We start from the raw sequence: 17654 nt of genomic DNA, 5'->3' as shown, positions 1-17654 counted from the left end.
GGCGAGCCGTCTCCTCGTGCCCGCCCCTCACGCCGGGTAGACCAGCAGATCCTCCGGAGCGACGGTGAAGCCTGCCTCGCGACCGGGCGCGAGGTCGAGGCGCGCCGCGTCGGCCGCCGGGACGTCGGCGGTCAGGAGCGCGCTGCGCACCCGCACCGCGTCTCCCCGCTGCTCCACATCGGTGATCACGGCGCGGAGGCCTCCCTCTCCGACGGAGACGGCGGAGGGGCGGACCGCGGCGAGCACGGCGGCGCCGACCGCTACCGGCTCGGCCGCGACTCCGGACAGCTCGTGCCCGTCAGGGGTGCGCAGACCCGTCCCGGTGCGGACGCCCTCGAGCAGCTCGAGCCCGGCGAGCTCGGCGGTGAACGCGGTGCGGGGGCGCGTGAGGACGCGGGCGGTCGGCCCCTCCTCGACCACCCGGCCGCCGTGCAGCACCAGAACCCGGTCGGCGAGGGTCCAGGCGTCAAGCACGTCGTGGGTGACCACGATCGCCGAGCGGTCGGCGAGCACCTCGCGGAGCATCCGGCGGAGGACCGGGGCGGTCCGGGCGTCGACCGCGGCCAGCGGCTCGTCGAGCAGCAGAAGGCGCGGGTCGGTCGCGAGGGCCCGGGCGAGGGCGACCCGCTGCGCCTGGCCGCCGGAGAGGCTCCCCGGGCGCCGGTCGGCCAGGTCGGCCACGCCCGCGGCGGCCAGCTCGCGCTCCGCCCGCTCGCGGGACCGCGCCCGCCCGGCGCCGGCGCTGCGCGGACCGAACGCCGCGTTCTCGCGCACGCTGAGGTGCGGGAACAGCAGCGGATCCTGCGCCAGCAGGGCGACGGGGCGCCGGTGCGGAGGAGTCCACCGGCGGTCGTCGAAGAGCAGCTCGCCGCCGGCGGTCGCCCGCCCGGAGTCGGCACGGACGAGGCCGGCGATCAGCTCGAGCACGGTCGACTTGCCCGCGCCGTTGGGCCCGAGCAGCGCGATCGTCTCGCCCTCGGCCACGTCGATCCGCACGTCGATCCCGCGCGCCGCGAGCCGCGCCTCCAGCAGCAGGCTCACCGCGGCACCCCCCGGGCGGAGCGGCCGTGCGCGAGACCGATCACGAGCACCGCGACCCCCACGAGCACCAGCGCGAGGGCGACCGCCGCGTCCGGATCGCTCTCCCGCTGCAGGTAGATCTCGAGCGGGAGGGTGCGCGTCGTGCCCTCGAGGCTGCCGGCGAAGGTCAGCGTCGCCCCGAACTCGCCGAGCGCCCGCGCGAACGAGAGGATCGCGCCCGAGGCGAGGCCCGGCAGGATCAGCGGCAGCGTGATCCGCCGGAGCACCGTCCCGGGGGACGCGCCGAGCGTCGCGGCGACCGACTCGTACCGCGCGCCGGCGCTGCGCAGCGCGCCCTCGAGCGTCAGCACCAGGAACGGCAGGGCCACGAAGGTCTGCGCGATCACGACGGCGGTGGTCGAGAACGCGATGCGGACGCCGAGGGCCTCCAGCGCGCCGCCGAGGAGGCCCATCCGCCCGAAGGTGAAGAGCAGCGCCAGCCCGCCGACCACCGGCGGGAGCACCAGCGGCAGCAGCACCAGCGAGCGGAGCAGGCGCTGGCCGGGGAAGGCCGTGCGGGCGAGCACGAGGGCCATCGGGGTGCCGAGCAGCAGGCACAGCAGGGTCGCGACGGCGGAGGTGCGCAGGCTCAGCAGGAGCGCGGCGACGGAGGAGTCGGAGGTGATCAGCGGCAGGAACTGCGGCCAGTCGACGCGGGCGAGGATCGCGGCGAGCGGGAGCAGCACCAGCAGGGCGCCGAGCGCGGCGACGGCCACGACCCAGCGCGGCAGGCCGGACCCGGTGCGCATCAGCCGCGGGCGAGCGGCGTCTCGACGATGACCGTGGTCGCCTTGACCACCGCCACCGCGGGCGACCCGGGCTCGAGCCCGAGCTCGCGGACCGCCTCGCTGCTCATCAGCGAGACCACGCGGTGCGGACCGCACTGCAGCTCGACCTGCGCCATCACGGTGTCCATCACGATGCCGGTGACGATCCCGACGAAGCGGTTGCGGGCCGAGCGCGCGACCGGGGACGGATCCTCCGGCAGCACGGCGTTCGCGCGGGCGAGCCGGGCGACCTCGAGGCCGTCGACGACGCGTCTCCCGGACGCGTCCTTCGCGCTCTCGAGCGTCCCGTTCTCGATCCAGCGCCGCAGCGTGTCGTCGCTCACGCCGAGCGCGGCGGCGGCGTCCCTGATCCGTATCTGCGGCATGGAGTCGATCCTACGTCCGCGCCTGCGCCGCTCCCCGCCCATCCCCTCCCCGCGAGATGCCAGTTCGGTACGCCTCGCGCGGCGTGTCGCGTACCCAAGTGGCATCTCGCCCTCGCGCACGCCCGCGCCCCGCCCGTCCCCTCTCCGCGAGATGCCAGTTCGGTACGCCTCGCACGGCGTGTCGCGTACCCAAGTGGCATCTCGCGGAGAGGGACGGGGGGTCAGCGGCTGCGGGGCGCGGCGCCCGCGGTCGGCGCGGTGCGGGTGTCGACGCTCGCCGTGAGTGCCACGGAGTAGCCGGACGACGGGCTGCCGGACATCGTCGCGAGCTGCAGGGCTCCGCCGTCGTCGCCGAAGACGGAGTCGGATTCCAGGCCGACCCGGGCGAGGTTCGCGGCCGAGCCCGCATACGACTCGAGGGCGTAGACCGCGGTGCACGCCTCCTCCTGCAGGGCGACCTGCGAGGTCGCGATCGCGTTCGACGCGTCGGTGATCGAGTCCGCTCCCGGGTACACCTCGAAGTGGATGTGCGGCCAGCGGCCGGAGTAGCAGGCCGGGACGATCGAGGCGAAGGAGACGACGCCCGACGCGTCGGCGACCTGCACGCCGCGGAGGTACGTCTCGTCCTCGACGCCGCGGGAGTACATCGAGTAGTCCCCGTTCGCGTCGCAGTGCCAGACGTACACGGCGGCTCCGGCGAACGGCACGCCCCCGCTCGCCGCGTCGAGGATCGTCAGAGTGAGCGCCAGGGGGACCCCGTCGGCCGTCGCGCCGCCGCCGATGCTGGTGCGCAGGTCGCTGCGGACGATCCCGGAGCGCTCGAGGACGTCGACCCCGTTCGAGCCGTCGCCCGGGTAGGGGCCGGCCGTCTCGTCGGGGATCTCGCCGGCGACCGCGGTGGCGGTCCCGGCCGTGGCGGTCGCGGTGGGAGTCGCGGTGGCGGTCGCGGCGGCGGAGGAGGCGGATCCCGATCCTCCTGTGGAGCACGCCGCGAGCCCGAGGGTCGCCGCCCCCGCGCCGACCAGCGTCAGCACGCCGCGCCGCGAGAAGAGGGTCCCCACGTCGAACGGGAGGCCCTGGTCGACCACCTCCTCCTCGGGGCGGTCGAGCCGACGGCCCTCGTAGGCCGGTCCGTCGGGCGTGCTGCGGGGCTCCGGGATGCGGGTCATGGTCGTGCTCCTCGTCGATCGTGGTGTCCGTCGCGAGCAACCCTTGCGGCCGGGGCTCTGCGCCTCCGATGACCGTCCTACGACCCTCCTATGACCGACCTGCCGACCGCCCTGCAGGCCTCCTCCGACGCCGCGACGCCTCTCACGGCGCTCCGAACCCGGCCGCCGCGAGCACCGCGCGCCCGGCGTCGGAGGCGACGTACGCGACGAAGGCCGCCGCCGTGGCCGGGTCGCCCGCTCCGGTCAGCGCCGCGATCGGGTACGTGTTCACCGCCTCCGAGGCCTCATCGAAGGGAATGCCGGTGACCGAGCCCGCGGCCCCGCGGACGTCTGTCGCGTAGACGAGCCCGGCGTCCGCTTCGCCCGAGGACACCTTGCCGAGCACGTCGGTGACCGACGACTCCTCGCTCACGGGGGAGATGTCGACCCCGGCGGCCTGCTCGACCGCGACGGCCGCTGCTCCGCACGGCACCTGCGGCGCGCAGACGACGGTGGCGGTCCCGGGCCGGGCGAGGTCGGCGAGCGAGACGACCTGCGCCGGGTTGCCGGGGGGCACGGCGATCTCGAGCGTGTTCGTGGCGATGTCGACCGGGTCACCGTCGACGAGCCCGGCCTCGGCGACGGTGGACATCGTGCGCGCATCGGCGGAGGCGAAGACGTCGGCCGGGGCGCCGTTGACGATCTGCGTCGCGAGGTCGGAGGAGCCGGCGAAGGAGAGCTCGACCTCGGCTCCGGGCTCGGCGGCCTCGAACCCCGTGACGAGCTCGGTGAACGCGCCCTTCAGCGAGGCGGCGGCGAAGACCGTGAGGGAGCCGCCGACCGAGGACGTCGCGCCGCCGGGGGCCGCGTCGCCGGCGGGGGTCGACGGAGCGGAGCAGCCCGCGAGCAGGAGGAGCGCGGCAGCGGCCGGGACGAGGGGGAGCAGTCGACGACGCACGGGGACCTCCGGATCTGGAGTCCGCAGATGCGGCGGACAGCTGATCCTAGGACCTCACGTGCGGAGGCGAGCCGGGAGGAGGGCCTCACGTGCGGCGGAGAGGCGATCCGAGGATCGGACCGGCCGGGCGACGCACCTGCGCGAGGACCGACGGGCCGCGCGACGCACAGCGGCGGGCGGACCGCAGCCCTCCGGCTCCGGCCCGACCGCCGCTCGTCGCGGCCGCCTCGACGGCGGCCCTCCGTTCAGCTCTGCGGCGGCGAGTAGAACTGGAGGTCGTTGCCCTCCGAGTCCTTGAAGGGGAGGATGCGGCCCCACTCGTGGTCGCTGATCTCGCCCTCGATCGACGCGCCCCGCGCCGTGAGGCGCTCCAGCTCGTCCTCGATCGAGCCCTCGGGCTGGAACGAGATGACCGCCCCGCCCTGCTCCGCGACCGTGGCCGACTCGCGGGCGTTCAGGCCGATCATCAGCCCGCCGGCGTCCAGCTCCGACCAGTCGTCCGAGGTGTCCTTGACCTCGAGGCCGAGCGTGTCGCGGTAGAACGCGACCGCCCGCTCCATGTCCGTGACGGGGACCCAGACCGTTGCGACTCCTGATGCCATGTCGTGCTCCTTCGCTCGATGATGCCGATCCTCCGACGCTAGGTCGGGGACGCCCGGAGCGGGGGCCCTTGCGCCGACGCGCGGAGGCTGCTCTCGCGCGGCGCCTCTCCGCCGAGCTGCCGTGCTCACGCGCCCGGCAGCGGTGAGGCGCCGGCTTCCCGCTGCCCGTCAGTGCCGAGACACCGCCCCTCGCCGGCGTCCCGGCGCGCAGCGGGACGTCGCCGCCCGGCCTCCGCGCGAACGCTCCCCGCCTCAGCGCTCGGCGACGAAGCGGTGCACCACCGCGAGGTCCTCGTCGCCGAGGCCGGCGTCGACCAGGTCGCGGAACACGGTGCGGAGCGTGCCGAGCAGCGGAGCGGAGGTGCCCGTCGCCTCCGCCTCGTCGGCCGCGGCCCGCAGGTCCTTGTCCATGAAGGAGGCGACGCCGGTCGGCGTGTAGTCGCGGGCGACCAGGGCGGCGCGCTTGGTCTCGAGGACGCGGCTGCCCGCGTAGCCGCCCTCCAGCAGGGCGAGCAGCGTGTCGAGGTCGAGGCCGGAGCGCTCGGCGATGACGGCGGCCTCCGCGATCGCGGTCATGGTCGCGGCGACGACGAGCTGGTTGCAGGCCTTCGCCACCTCGCCGGCACCGAGCGGCCCGAGGCGGACGGCGGTTCCGCAGGCGGACAGCACGGGCAGCACCCGGGCGACGTCCTCCTCCGCCCCGCCGACCATGATCGAGAGGGTCCCCGCCTCGGCACCCTCGGTGCCGCCGCTGACGGGGGCGTCGACGAGGCGGAGCCGCGGGTGGCGCCCCGCCAGCTCGCGCAGGCCGGAGGCGGACACGCTGGAGCAGACGACGAGCACGAGGTCCGACCCCGCGGCGAGCACTCCCTCTTCTCCCTCGAGCACCTCCTCGAGCTGCGGCAGGTCCGGCACCATCACGATCAGCACGTCCGATGCGGCGGCGAGCGAGCGGGCGGAGTCGTGCCACTGCGCCTCGGGGACGGCGCGGCGGGCGCGGTCGGCGGAGCCGATGCGCGCGGTGATCCCGAGCGGGATGCCGACGGCGACGAGGCGCCGGGCCATCGGGGCGCCCATGCTCCCGAGCCCGACGAAGCCGGTGCGCGCGGGCGGGAGGGCGGCGGTCGTGGTGTCCGGCATGCGCCCAGCATATCGAACACGGTTCACAGGAGTGAAGTAGGGTGGGCGCGGGCCGATCCGGGGGAGAGCCTCCCGCACCGTCCCGCGAAGGGACACCCGTGACCGATCGCCTCCGCGTCGTCATCGCCTCGCCGCTCAGCCCCGAGCTGATCGCCCGCGTCGTCGAGCTCGAGCCGCGCCTCGACGTCGTCGCCGACCAGAGCCTCCTCCCTCCGATGCGCCACCCCGGCGACCACGGCGGAGACCCCTCCTTCCGGCGCGCTCCGGAGCAGCAGCGCGCCTTCGACGAGCTGGTCGACTCCGCCGACGTGCTCTACGGCGTGCCGGACGAGACCCCCGCCGCCCTCGCGCGCACGGCGGCCGCGAATCCGCGCCTCCGCTGGGTGCAGACGATGCCCGCGGGCGGAGGCGCGCAGGTGCGGGCCGCGGGGCTCGACGACGCGCAGCTCGAGCGCATCGCGTTCTCGACCTCGGCGGGAGTCCACTCCGAGCCGCTCGCCGAGTTCGGGGTCTTCGGACTCCTGGCCGGTGCCAAGTCCCTCCCGCGCCTCCAGTCCCTTCAGCGCGAGCGCGTCTGGGGCGGCCGGTGGACGATGGGGCTGATCTCGGAGCAGACGGTCCTGATCGTGGGCCTCGGCACGATCGGGCGCGCGACGGCCCGCAAGCTCCAGCAGCTCGGCGCCCGCGTGATCGGCACGAGCCGCCACGAGACCGCGGCGGAGCACGTCGACGAGATCGTCGCCCCCGACGCGATCGCGGAGGTGGCGGGCCGGATCGACGGGGTCGTCGTCACGCTCCCCGGCACCGCCGCCACCGAGAAGCTGGTCGGCTCCGAGTTCTTCGCCGCGCTGCGCCCCGGCGCCTCGTTCGTCAGCGTCGGGCGCGGGACGGTCGTCGACGAGGAGGCGCTGCTCGCCGCGCTCGACGACGGCCGCGTCGGCTTCGCCGCGCTCGACGTGGTGGCGGAGGAGCCGCTCGAGCAGAGCAGCCCGCTCTGGAGCCACCCGAGCGTCCTGATCAGCCCCCACACCGCGGCGCTGAACGTCGCGGAGGACCGCCTGATCGCCAAGCTCTTCGCGCGCAACGCCACCCGCTTCCTCGACGGGGAGCCCCTGATCAACCGAGTCGATACGGTGGAGTTCTACTGATCCTGCCCCCGGAAGAGGACGCCATGGCCCGCCCCGATGCGCCCCCGACGACGGTCGACTCCGACAGGGGCTCGGGCGCCCCGGCCGTGTCGCGCGCCATGCGCATCCTCGACCTCCTCGCCGACGCGGGCGGCCCGCGCACGCTGACGGACATCGCCCGCGAGCTCGGGATCGCCAAGTCGTCGACCTCGAACCTCTGCGCCGCGCTCGAGGAGGGCCGGCTCATCCGCCGCGTCGGCTCCGGCTTCCTCCTCGGCCGGCGCACCGTCGAGCTCGGCAGCCACTACCTCGCCGGCTTCGACCCGGTGCGCGAGTTCTACCGGCTCTGCGAGGAGTCGCCGGTGCTCTCGCGTCAGCTGGTGCAGATCGCGCTGCTCGACGGCACGCGGGTCCTCTACCTGGCGGTGCACGAGGGGCGGGAGCGGTTCGCGCTCTCCGCGAGCGTCGGCGACCGGTACCCCGCCTCCGCCACGGCCGTCGGAACGGCGCTCCTGGCCGAGCTCGACGACAGCGAGATCGCCGAGCGCTTCGCCGACGACCGCGACATCGTCGCCTTCACCGACCGGTCCACGTCCTCGACCCGCGAGCTGCTCCGCAAGGTCGCCGCGGCGCGCGTGCGCGGCTACGCGATCGACGACGGCGAGCTGCACCCCAGCGTCCTGGGCGTCGCCGTCGCGGTCCCGGCCGCCACCCGCTCCGATCTCTCGGTCGCGGTCGGCGTCTCGCTGGTCCGGCCGGTCGGCGACGATCAGGAGGAGGTCGTCGCGGCCCTCCGCGAGGCCGCCGCGGCGCTCGGCCGCCCGCCCCTCGTCGCCGGAGCGCCCACCTGACGCCTCGTCGTCCATTCTGTTGAATGCCGTTCACTGGGCTGTTACGCTCGGCCCATCCCGCCTCTGCGGGCCGGAGTGAGCGAGGCACCGTGGCGACCAGCAGAACGAGCAGCAGCACCGGCGTCGAGCCGAGGGGCGTCCGCTGATGCGCCTCGCGCGGATCCGGGCCGAGGACGGACCGGCCGTCGTCCTCCAGGTCGCGGGGGAGTGGCGCGAGATCGAGGACGCCTTCGCCGCGGAGCCGATCGAGACGGGCCGCCGCTGGCCCGTCGAGGGCGCGCAGCTGCTGGCCCCGGTGGAGCCCCGCGTCATCCTCGGCATGGCGCACAACGGCTCCGCGGCCGACCGGCTGCTGCCGCCGCAGGCCTTCCACAAGACCGCGCACACGCTGGCCGGGCCCGGCGATCCGATCGTCCTCGACGAGGGCATCGGCCCGGTGGTCGTCGAGGGCGAGCTCGCCCTGGTCATCGGCCGCACCGCGCGGCACCTCACGCCAGAGGACGCGCTCGCGCACGTGCTCGGAGCGACGGTCGCGAACGACGTCACCGCTCCCGGGATGATCGCCGCCGACGGCCTCTTCCTCCAGGGCAAGAACGGCGACGGCTGGACGCCGCTCGGACCGTGGATCGAGACCGGAGTCGACGTCGACGCGGTCGGCATCACGGTGAGCGTCGACGGGGAGGTGCGGGCCGTCTCCTCGACCGACCGCCTCGGCTGGCGCGCCGCCGAGATCCTGGTGCACCTCACCTCCCACCTCACGCTCCACCCGGGTGACGTCGTCCTCACCGGCTCGCCCGGCACGGCCGTCGAGGTCGGGCCCGGCCAGGAGGTCCTGATCGCCCTCGACGGGATCGGCGCGCTCGCGAGCCGCACCGTCGCGGGCCCTCCGCGCGCGGCGCCTCCGCAGCCCTGACATCCGCTCCGACCCTCTGGAGGAACCGTGCTCTTCGACCTGACCGACCGCGTGGCGCTCGTCACCGGATCCAGCCGCGGCATCGGCCGCGCCGTCGCCACCGGCCTCGCCGAGGCGGGCGCCACCGTCGTCCTGAACGGCCTCGACCCCGAGCGCCTCGAGGCCGCCCGCGCCGAGCTCGCGGAGCGGTTCCCCGGCACGGACGACCGCCCGCGGATCCACGCCCGCGCCTTCGACGTCACCGACGACGCGGCCGCCGAGGCGGGCGTCGCCTGGATCGAGGAGGCGGTGGGCCCGCTGCGCATCCTGGTCAACAACGCCGGCGTCCAGCACCGCGTGCCCCTGCTCGAGCTCGAGGTCGCCGATTGGGAGCGGGTGCTGCGCACGAACCTCACCAGCGCCTTCGTGGTCGGCCGGGCGGCGGCGAAGCGGATGATCCCGCGCGGCGCCGGGAAGATCGTCAACGTCGCCTCGGTGCAGGCCGATCTCGCGCGGCCGACGATCGCGCCCTACACCGCCTCGAAGGGCGGGATCCGCAACCTCACCCGCGCGATGACGGCGGAGTGGGCGCAGCACGGCATCCAGGTCAACGCGATCGCTCCGGGGTACATCCACACCGAGATGACGCAGGGCCTCGTCGACGACGAGGCGTTCAACAGCTGGATCCTCGGGCGCACGCCCGCCGCGCGCTGGGGCCGCGTCGAGGACCTGATCGGCCCCGCCGTCTGGCTCGCCTCCGACGGCTCGGACTACGTCAACGGGCAGGTCGTCTTCATCGACGGCGGCATGACCGTCGTCGTCTGAGCCACCCCTCGACCCACCGAACGGAACCCGCATGACCGCGCTCGTCCCCGACTCCACCACCCGCGTCGTCGTCCACGCCGCCGGCGACCTCCGCGTCGAGGAGGCGCCGCTCGCGCCGCGCGGCCCCGGCGAGGCCCTCGTCGCCGTCGCGTACGGCGGGATCTGCGGCTCCGATCTGCACTACTGGACGCACGGCGCCGCGGGCGAGTCGATCCTCCGCGAGCCGCTGACGCTCGGCCACGAGGTGGTCGGCACGGTCGTCGAGGCAGCGGCGGACGGCTCCGGACCCCCTGTCGGCGCGGCCGTCGCCGTGCACCCCGCGACCGCTCGCGGCGAGTGGCCCGACGGGCGGCCGAACCTCGCGACCGAGGGCACCTACCTGGGCAGCGCCGCGCGGATGCCGCACACCCAGGGCGCGTTCGCCCGCCACGCGGTGCTGCCGGCGCGCATGCTCCGGGAGCTTCCCGCCGGTCTCGGGCTCCGGGAGGCGGCGCTCGCGGAGCCGGCGAGCGTCGCCTGGCACGCGGTCTCGCGCGCGGGGGAGGTGGCGGGACGGCGCGCGCTGGTGATCGGCAGCGGCCCGATCGGAGCGCTGATCGTCGCCGTGCTGAAGCGGGCGGGGGCGGCCGAGATCGTCGCCGTCGACCTGGCCGAGGAGCCCCTGGCGATCGCCCGCGCGGTCGGCGCGACCCGGACGATCCGCGCGACCGACGCCGACGCGATCGCCGAGGTCGCGGCCGACGTCGTCTTCGAGTCCTCGGGCAGCCCGCGCGGCCTCGCCTCGGCCGTCCGGGGCGCCGCCCGCGGCGGCACCGTCGTGATGGTGGGACTCCTCCCCTCGGGCGAGCAGCCGGCCCTGATCTCGCTCGCGATCACCCGGGAGCTGCGCCTGATCGGCTCCTTCCGCTTCGTCGACGAGATCGACGAGGTGCTGGCGGCGCTCGCCGACGGGAGCCTCGCGGTGGCGCCGGTGGTCACGCAGGTGCTGCCGCTGGAGCGCGCCCTCGAGGCCTTCGAGCTCGCCCGCGACGCCTCGCGCTCGAGCAAGGTGCTGCTCGACTTCACCCCGTGACGGGCGCTCGAGGCGCCTCCGGAGGGTCGGGATCGCCCGAGCGTTCGGGGTTCCCTCGGACGGCGGTGCCGCCGGAGCACTACCGTTGCACCATGGCGTCCACCGATACCCCCGATTCCGCCCCCGAAGCCGACACCGCTTCCGAGAGCGCCCCCACGCTCACCTTCTCCGACCTCGGTCTCTCCGACCCGGTCCTCAAGGCCCTCAAGGAGGTCGGCTACGAGACGCCCTCGGCCATCCAGGCCGCGACGATCCCGTCCCTCCTCTCCGGCCGCGACGTCCTCGGCGTCGCCCAGACCGGCACCGGCAAGACCGCGGCGTTCGCGCTGCCGATCCTCTCGCGCCTCGACGTCTCGCAGAAGACGCCGCAGGCCCTCGTGCTGGCCCCGACCCGCGAGCTCGCGCTGCAGGTGTGCGAGGCGTTCGAGCGCTACGCGTCCGGCCTCCGCGGCGTCCACGTCCTCCCCGTCTACGGCGGCCAGGGCTACGGCACCCAGCTCTCCGCGCTCCGCCGCGGCGTCCACGTCGTCGTCGGCACGCCCGGCCGCATCATGGACCACCTCGAGAAGGGCACCCTCGACCTCTCGCAGCTGAAGTTCCTGGTTCTCGACGAGGCCGACGAGATGCTCAAGATGGGCTTCGCGGAGGACGTCGAGACGATCCTCGCCGACACCCCCGTCGAAAAGCAGATCGCGCTGTTCTCGGCGACGATGCCCGCGCAGATCCGCCGCATCTCCGGCAAGTACCTGAAGGAGCCGGAGGAGATCACGGTCAAGAACAAGACCACGACCTCCGTCAACACCACCCAGCGCTACCTGATGGTGTCGTACCCGCAGAAGGTCGACGCCCTCACCCGCATCCTCGAGGTCGAGAACTTCGAGGGCATGATCGTGTTCGTCCGCACGAAGAGCGAGACGGAGACGCTGGCCGAGAAGCTGCGCGCCCGCGGCTACACCGCGGCGGCGATCAGCGGAGACGTGGCCCAGGCCCAGCGCGAGCGCACCGTCGAGCAGCTGAAGTCCGGCAAGCTCGACATCCTCGTCGCGACCGACGTCGCCGCCCGCGGCCTCGACGTCGAGCGCATCAGCCACGTCGTCAACTACGACATCCCGATCGACACCGAGTCGTACGTCCACCGCATCGGCCGCACCGGTCGCGCGGGGCGCAGCGGAGCGGCGATCAGCTTCGTCACGCCGCGCGAGCGCCGCCTCCTCGCCGCCATCGAGAAGGCCACCCGCCAGCCGCTGACCGAGATGCGGATGCCGAGCGTCGAGGACGTCAACGTCACCCGCCTCTCGCGCTTCGACGACGCGATCACCGCGGCGCTCGCCGACACCGAGCGCCTGCAGCGCTTCCGCGACATCATCGGCCACTACGTCGAGCACCACGACGTGGTCGAGTCGGACGTCGCCGCCGCGCTGGCCATCGTCGCGCAGGGCGAGGAGCCGCTGCTGCTCTCGCCCGACGACCCCCGCTTCGCCCGTCGCGAGCGCGAGGACCGCGACTCCCGGCCCGACCGCGGCGACCGCCCCGAGCGCGGCGACCGCTTCGACCGCGGCGGCGACCGGGGCGAGCGTCCCGAGCGCCGTCAGCGCCCGGCGAACAGCAACCTCGCCTCGTACCGGATCGAGGTCGGCCGCCGCCAGCGCGTCGAGCCCCGCCAGATCGTGGGCGCGCTCGCTAACGAGGGCGGCCTCAACCGCGGCGACTTCGGGCACATCGACATCCGCCCGGACTTCTCGATCGTGGAGCTGCCGGCCGACCTGCCCCAGGACGTGCTCGACCGCCTCGCCGACACCCGCATCAGCGGGCAGCTGATCGAGCTGAAGCCGGACCGCCGTCCGAGCCGCGCCGGCGCCGACCGCGGCGCACGCCCCAGCGGCCCGAGCCGCTCGAGCGAGCGCCCGGAGCGCAAGCCGCGCTACTGACGCCTCCCGCCCCGGCGGACGGGCCTCCACGAGACGCCACTCCGGTACAGCGACTCTTGCGTGTCGCGTACCGGAGTGGCGTCTCGCGTTCGTGCGGGGGGCGGCCTCAGCGGCGCAGGACGCGCCGGGCCAGCACGTTGCCGAGCAGCTGCACCAGCTGCACGATCACGATGATCACGAGCACCGCGGCCCAGGTGACGACCGGCTCGAACTGCCGGTAGCCGTACTGGATCGCGAAGTTGCCGAGCCCGCCGGCGCCGATGTAGCCGGCGACCGCCGACATGTCGATCACGGCGACGAACACGAACGTGTAGCCGAGGATCAGCGGACCGAGCGCCTCCGGCAGCAGCACCGTGCGGACGATCCGGAACCGGCTCGCTCCGACCGACCGCGCCGCCTCGATCACGCCGGGCTGCACGGTCAGCAGGTTCTGCTCCACGATCCGCCCGATGCCGAAGGCGGCGCCGAGCGAGAGGGTGAAGACGATCGCGTCCGTGCCGATGCCGGAGCCGACCACCAGCCGGGCCAGCGGCTGGGCCGCGGCGATGAAGATGATGAACGGGATCGGCCGGAACACGTTCACGATCACGTTGAGCAGTCCGTGGACCACCCGGTTCGCGTAGAGGGCGCCGCCGCGGGTGAGCGCGAGGCCCAGTCCGATCAGAAGTCCGCCGAGCCCGCCGAAGAGGAGGCTCAGCGCGACGATGTAGAGCGTCTCGCCGGTCGCCTGGACGAGCTTGGGCAGGAGCGGGATCAGCTCGTTCATCGGGGCACCTCCGTGAGGGCGACGCGTCCGCCGAGGCGGGCGAGGAGGGGGTCGACGACGCCGTCCGGCGCGTCGAGAGCGACCGTGAGGTGGCCGAAGGCCCGCCCGCGGACGTCGGTGATGCCGCCGTAGACGAGCTCGAGCGGCACACCGGCGGCCGCGACCTCGGCGAAGACGTCGCCCTGGGAGGCGGAGTCGTCCGAGAACGAGAGCGTGACCAGCCGACCGCGGTGGCGCGTACGCAGCACAGCCGCCTCCGCGGGCGAGGGCACCGAGCGGACGACCGTGGAGACGAAGCGGCGGGTGACCGGCTCGCGCGGGGCCGAGAACACGTCGAAGACGGGCCCGCGCTCCACGATGCGGCCCGACTCCATCACCGCGACCTTCGTCGCGAGCTGCTGGACCACGTCCATCTCGTGGGTGATCACGACGATGGTGACGCCCAGCTCCTCGTTGATGCGGCGGAGGAGGGCGAGCACCTCGCCGGTGGTGTCCGGGTCGAGCGCGCTGGTGGCCTCGTCGGCCAGCAGGATGCGCGGGGAGGCGGCGAGGGCGCGGGCGATGCCGACGCGCTGCTTCTGCCCGCCCGAGAGCTGCTCCGGGTGGCTGCGCGCCTTGTCGCTCAGGCCGACGAAGCGGAGCATCTCGTCGACGCGGGCGCGCTGCTCCGCGCGCGGGACGCCCGCGACCTGCAGCGGGTAGGCGACGTTCTGCCCCACGGTCTTCGAGCCGAACAGGTTGAACTGCTGGAAGATCATCCCGATCCCCAGGCGCAGCCGGCGCAGCTCGCGCTCGGGCAGGCCCACGGTCTCGCGGCCGTCGATCTCGATGCTGCCGCTGGTCGCGGGCTCGAGGGCGTTGACGAGGCGCGCGAGCGTGCTCTTGCCGGCGCCGGAGTAGCCGATCACGCCGTAGACGTCGCCCGCCTCGATCTCGAGGCTCACGCCGTCGACGGCCGCGGTCGGGGCGGCGCCGCGCCCTGCGCCGGGGTACACCTTGCGCACGTCGGTCATGCGGATGAGCGGCACGGGGCGCCCTTTCTGTTGCGGGGGAGGCGCGGGACCGCGCCGGTGGGGAGCTCCGCGAGCGGAGGACCCGACCGGCGCGGTGCCGCGGGTGCCGGAGTCAGGAGGCGGCGGAGATGTCGGTCTCGGCGGACTCGAGCGAGGTCTCCAGCTCGGAGGCGGGCGTCTTCAGGAAGACCGCGGTGCCGCCGGACTGCTCCGAGACGCCGTCGAGCACGTCCTGGCTGTCCTGGTAGATCGAGACGAGCTTCGTGTAGGTCTCGTTCCCGGCGTCGTCGGCCCGGGCGGCGAAGATGTTCGTGTAGAGCAGGGAGGCGGGGTCGCTCGGGTCGTCCTGGGCGATCGCGTCCGAGGCCTTCAGGCCCGCGTTCTCGATGAAGTCGTTGTTGATGATCGCGGCGGCCACGTCCGGGAGCGACGTCGGGGTGAGGGAGGCCTCCAGCGCGGTGACCTCCACCTTCGAGGAGGACTCGACGTCGTCGACGTTCGAGAGCACTCCGCCGCCGTCCTTCAGCTCGACGAGCCCGGCCGACTGCAGCACCAGCAGCGCGCGCGCCTGATTGGTCTCGTCGTTGGGGATCGCGACGGTGGAGCCGGCGGGGATGTCCGCGACGTCGTCGTACTGCGAGGAGTAGAGGCCGAGCGGGTAGATCGCGGTCGCGCCGATCGGCGCGAGGTCGGCGTCGGCCGAGGTGTTGTACTGCGCCAGGTAGGCGATGTGCTGGAACTGGTTGAGGTCGATCTCGCCCTCGGTGAGCGCCGGGTTGGGCTGGTTGTAGTCGCTGAAGTCGACGATCTCGACGTCGATCCCGGCGTCGGCGGCGGCCTTCTCGTAGGTGGCCCAGTAGGGGTCGCTCGCGCCGACCACGCCGATGCGGACGGTGTCGTCGCCGCCGCCCGCGCCGGAGCAGCCGGCGAGGAGGAGGGCGGCGGAGGCGGCGATCGCGGAGGTCGCGAGGAGTCGGGTGCGCAGGGTCATGGCTGTGGGGATCCTTCCGTGGAGAGGATCCGGGCACTCGGCGCCGACCGGGCGGTGCTGGTCACCGCCGGCGCTGCGACCGGCCTCCGGTCGCTCGGCGCCGCGACTGCGCGGATCCCGGGGATCACCTTACGAAGGCGGCCGGACCCGCGCGGAACCCGCGCGTAACACGGCGACTCGGAGGCAGCGGAGGCGCGCGCTCACCGCCTGAGCGCGCCGTGGCGGCCGCTCAGTGCGGGATCTCGCCGTGCCGCGCGCACGAGCTCTCGAGAGCGCTGGGGCTGCTGCTCAGCGCCTGACCGCGCCGCGCCGGGCGCTCAGCTCGCGAGCGCGCCGTCCTCGCCCGCCGACGCCTCGTGCTTGGCGATCCGCTTCGCGATCGCGTCGCGCTCGGCCCGGAGCGACGCGATGGTCGGCTTGTCCAGGCGGGGGTCGGCCAGGTCGGCGAAGGGGCTCGCGGCGCCGGTGCGCGCGGACACGAGCGCGGCGTACGCCTTCGTCGCGGCGCGGAGCTCGGCTCCCGCCCGTTCGACCTTCCGCGGCTTCGACTCCTTGTCCGAGACGAGGCGGGCGTGCTTGTCGAGGGCCTCTACCAGTGCGCGATGCGCAGCGTCAATCTTCTTGCTCATAGGCGCATTATGGCGCAGGATCGGCGCACGGCGCCGAACGCGTTCCCGCACCAGCCCTCCGTCCCCCTCCGCGAGAGGCCACTCGGGTACGCGACACGCAGGGGAGGCGTACCGGGGCGGCATCTCGCGGGGAGGGGTCGGGTCAGCGGGCGACCGGCGTGGAGACGGACGACGCGCCCGCGCTGGTGGCCACCGCGTCGAGGACTCGCTGCACGTCGAGGGCGTCGGCGAACGTGGGCGTGACCGCCGTGCCGCCGGCGATCGCCTCGACGAGGTCGACGACCTGGTGCGTGAAGAGGTGCTCGTAGCCGATGCCGTGCCCGGTCGGCCACCAGGCGGACATGTACGGGTGCGCCGGCTCGGTGACCTGGATGCGCCGGAAGCCCTGCGCCTCCTCGGGGTCGCGGGCGTCGTAGTACTCGAGCTCGTTCATCCGCTCGAAGTCGAACGCGATCGAGCCGAGCTCGCCGTTCACCTCGATCCGGTTGGCGTTGCGGCGGCCGGTCGCGACGCGGGTCGCCTCGAAGACGCCCAGGGCGCCGCCCTCGAAGGAGGCGGTGAAGGCCGCGGCGTCGTCGACGGTCACGGCGCCGCGCGGGGCGTCGGCACCGGCACGGCCGCCGAGGCCGACCTGCTCGCTGAGCACGGGGCGCTCGGTGGTGAAGGTGCGCAGCGTCGCCGAGACCGAGGTGATGCCGCGGCCGGTCAGCCACTGGGCGGTGTCGATGCTGTGCGCGCCGATGTCGCCGAGGGCGCCCGAGCCGGCGCGCTCCTTCTGCAGGCGCCAGGTCAGCGGCGCCTCGGAGTCGGACAGCCAGTCCTGCAGGTACTGGGCGCGCACGTGGCGGATGTCGCCGAGGCGGCCCTCCTCGATGAAGCGCTTGGCGAGGGCGAGGGCCGGGGTGCGGCGGTAGCTGAAGCCGCACATCGCCACCTTCCCGGAAGCGGCGGCCGCGGCGACCATCCGCTCCGCCTCCTCGACGGAGTTGGCGAGGGGCTTCTCGCACAGCACGTGCTTGCCGGCCTCGAGGGCCGCGATGGCGATCTCGGCGTGGGTGTCGCCGGGGGTGCAGATGTCGACGAGGTCGATGTCGTCGCGGGCGATGACGGCCCGCCAGTCGGTGGAGGCCTCGCTCCAGCCCAGCCGCTCGGCGCGCTCCGCGGTCGAGTCGGGGTTGCTCCCCACGAGCACGGCGAGCTCGGGGCGGAGGGGGAGGGGGAAGAAGCGGGAGGCGGTGCGCCAGGCGTGCGAATGGGTGCGGCCCATGAAGGCGGTCCCCACCATCGCGACGCGCAGGGCTCGGTCGTTCGACATCGTCGTCCTTTCGTCGGCCGTACGACCCTGCCACGGGTCGGGGCGCGGGCGCTACCGCGCTCGGCGAGACCGCCTCCGGGGCGACGCGCCCGGGCTGCACGGACATGAGCACGTTCATAGGGTTCGGAGAGCGCTCTATCACGGACGGAATGTCTCAACAGCCG

18 protein-coding genes are annotated in these 17654 nt (G+C 74.3%); 6 read left to right on the top strand and 12 right to left on the bottom strand.

Annotated features, from left to right (window positions below):
• Positions 1-27: 27 nt before the first annotated feature.
• The 7 genes from C5C49_RS06945 to C5C49_RS06915 form a co-directional block, all read right to left on the bottom strand.
• Complete coding sequence (locus C5C49_RS06945; RefSeq protein WP_104345759.1) at positions 28-1041, bottom strand: sulfate/molybdate ABC transporter ATP-binding protein; 1014 nt, start codon at positions 1039-1041, stop codon at positions 28-30.
• Positions 1038-1829 (bottom strand): ABC transporter permease, encoded by a 792-nt coding sequence (locus tag C5C49_RS06940; protein ID WP_104345758.1) that lies wholly within the window; start codon positions 1827-1829, stop codon positions 1038-1040. The genes C5C49_RS06945 and C5C49_RS06940 overlap by 4 nt, the downstream gene beginning before the upstream one ends.
• Entirely contained in the window at positions 1829-2233 is a 405-nt protein-coding gene (locus tag C5C49_RS06935; RefSeq protein WP_104222447.1) for a molybdopterin-binding protein, read from the bottom strand. The genes C5C49_RS06940 and C5C49_RS06935 overlap by 1 nt, the downstream gene beginning before the upstream one ends.
• 221 nt (positions 2234-2454) lie before the next feature.
• Positions 2455-3402, bottom strand: coding sequence for an intradiol ring-cleavage dioxygenase (locus tag C5C49_RS06930; protein WP_104345757.1), 948 nt, complete (start codon positions 3400-3402; stop codon positions 2455-2457).
• A gap of 142 nt (positions 3403-3544) precedes the next feature.
• Positions 3545-4339: a molybdate ABC transporter substrate-binding protein gene (gene modA, locus C5C49_RS06925; protein WP_104345756.1), complete on the bottom strand. Its 795-nt coding sequence runs from the start codon at positions 4337-4339 to the stop codon at positions 3545-3547.
• A gap of 245 nt (positions 4340-4584) precedes the next feature.
• Positions 4585-4941: a VOC family protein gene (locus C5C49_RS06920; RefSeq protein ID WP_104226592.1), complete on the bottom strand. Its 357-nt coding sequence runs from the start codon at positions 4939-4941 to the stop codon at positions 4585-4587.
• A 252-nt stretch (positions 4942-5193) separates the two neighbouring features.
• Positions 5194-6081 (bottom strand): NAD(P)-dependent oxidoreductase, encoded by an 888-nt coding sequence (locus C5C49_RS06915; RefSeq protein ID WP_104345755.1) that lies wholly within the window; start codon positions 6079-6081, stop codon positions 5194-5196.
• 98 nt (positions 6082-6179) lie between these two features.
• Between C5C49_RS06915 and C5C49_RS06910 the strand changes: the two genes are divergently transcribed.
• The 6 genes from C5C49_RS06910 to C5C49_RS06885 all read left to right on the top strand — a co-directional run bounded on the left by C5C49_RS06910 (position 6180) and on the right by C5C49_RS06885 (position 12776).
• A complete protein-coding gene (locus C5C49_RS06910) occupies positions 6180-7229 on the top strand; it encodes a D-2-hydroxyacid dehydrogenase (protein ID WP_258068408.1) in 1050 nt (349 codons plus the stop codon).
• 23 nt (positions 7230-7252) lie between these two features.
• Positions 7253-8059: an IclR family transcriptional regulator gene (locus C5C49_RS06905; RefSeq protein WP_104345753.1), complete on the top strand. Its 807-nt coding sequence runs from the start codon at positions 7253-7255 to the stop codon at positions 8057-8059.
• A gap of 145 nt (positions 8060-8204) precedes the next feature.
• Positions 8205-8972, top strand: a complete 768-nt coding sequence (locus C5C49_RS06900; protein WP_104326135.1) for a fumarylacetoacetate hydrolase family protein — start codon at positions 8205-8207, stop codon at positions 8970-8972.
• Positions 8973-8999: 27 nt separating this feature from the next.
• Positions 9000-9776: an SDR family oxidoreductase gene (locus C5C49_RS06895; protein ID WP_104345752.1), complete on the top strand. Its 777-nt coding sequence runs from the start codon at positions 9000-9002 to the stop codon at positions 9774-9776.
• 31 nt (positions 9777-9807) lie between these two features.
• Positions 9808-10848, top strand: a complete 1041-nt coding sequence (locus tag C5C49_RS06890) for an L-idonate 5-dehydrogenase (protein WP_104345751.1) — start codon at positions 9808-9810, stop codon at positions 10846-10848.
• Positions 10849-10940: 92 nt separating this feature from the next.
• Entirely contained in the window at positions 10941-12776 is a 1836-nt protein-coding gene (locus C5C49_RS06885) for a DEAD/DEAH box helicase (RefSeq protein WP_104237941.1), read from the top strand.
• Between the two features lie 106 nt (positions 12777-12882).
• Here the strand turns inward: C5C49_RS06885 and C5C49_RS06880 are convergent, their stop codons facing one another.
• From C5C49_RS06880 to C5C49_RS06860, 5 genes are all read right to left on the bottom strand, one after another.
• Entirely contained in the window at positions 12883-13542 is a 660-nt protein-coding gene (locus C5C49_RS06880) for a methionine ABC transporter permease (protein WP_104233527.1), read from the bottom strand.
• Positions 13539-14570 carry a methionine ABC transporter ATP-binding protein gene (locus C5C49_RS06875; RefSeq protein WP_244230573.1) on the bottom strand — a complete coding sequence of 344 codons (1032 nt, stop codon included), beginning with the start codon at positions 14568-14570 and terminating at the stop codon, positions 13539-13541. The genes C5C49_RS06880 and C5C49_RS06875 overlap by 4 nt, the downstream gene beginning before the upstream one ends.
• A gap of 97 nt (positions 14571-14667) precedes the next feature.
• Positions 14668-15546 carry a MetQ/NlpA family ABC transporter substrate-binding protein gene (locus C5C49_RS06870; protein ID WP_104345750.1) on the bottom strand — a complete coding sequence of 293 codons (879 nt, stop codon included), beginning with the start codon at positions 15544-15546 and terminating at the stop codon, positions 14668-14670.
• Between the two features lie 317 nt (positions 15547-15863).
• Positions 15864-16175 carry a hypothetical protein gene (locus tag C5C49_RS06865; RefSeq protein WP_104222458.1) on the bottom strand — a complete coding sequence of 104 codons (312 nt, stop codon included), beginning with the start codon at positions 16173-16175 and terminating at the stop codon, positions 15864-15866.
• A gap of 142 nt (positions 16176-16317) precedes the next feature.
• The gene (locus C5C49_RS06860; RefSeq protein WP_104233530.1) at positions 16318-17490 is read right to left on the bottom strand and encodes a Gfo/Idh/MocA family protein; all 1173 of its coding nucleotides are present in this window, start codon (positions 17488-17490) and stop codon (positions 16318-16320) included.
• Between the last annotated feature and the right edge of the window lie 164 nt (positions 17491-17654).

Origin of the sequence: Rathayibacter sp. AY1E2, assembly GCF_002932325.1 — a bacterium.
Lineage (GTDB): Bacteria > Actinomycetota > Actinomycetes > Actinomycetales > Microbacteriaceae > Rathayibacter.
The sequence above is the reverse complement of the archived record's forward strand: the minus strand, read 5'-3'. Positions and strand labels throughout refer to the sequence as shown.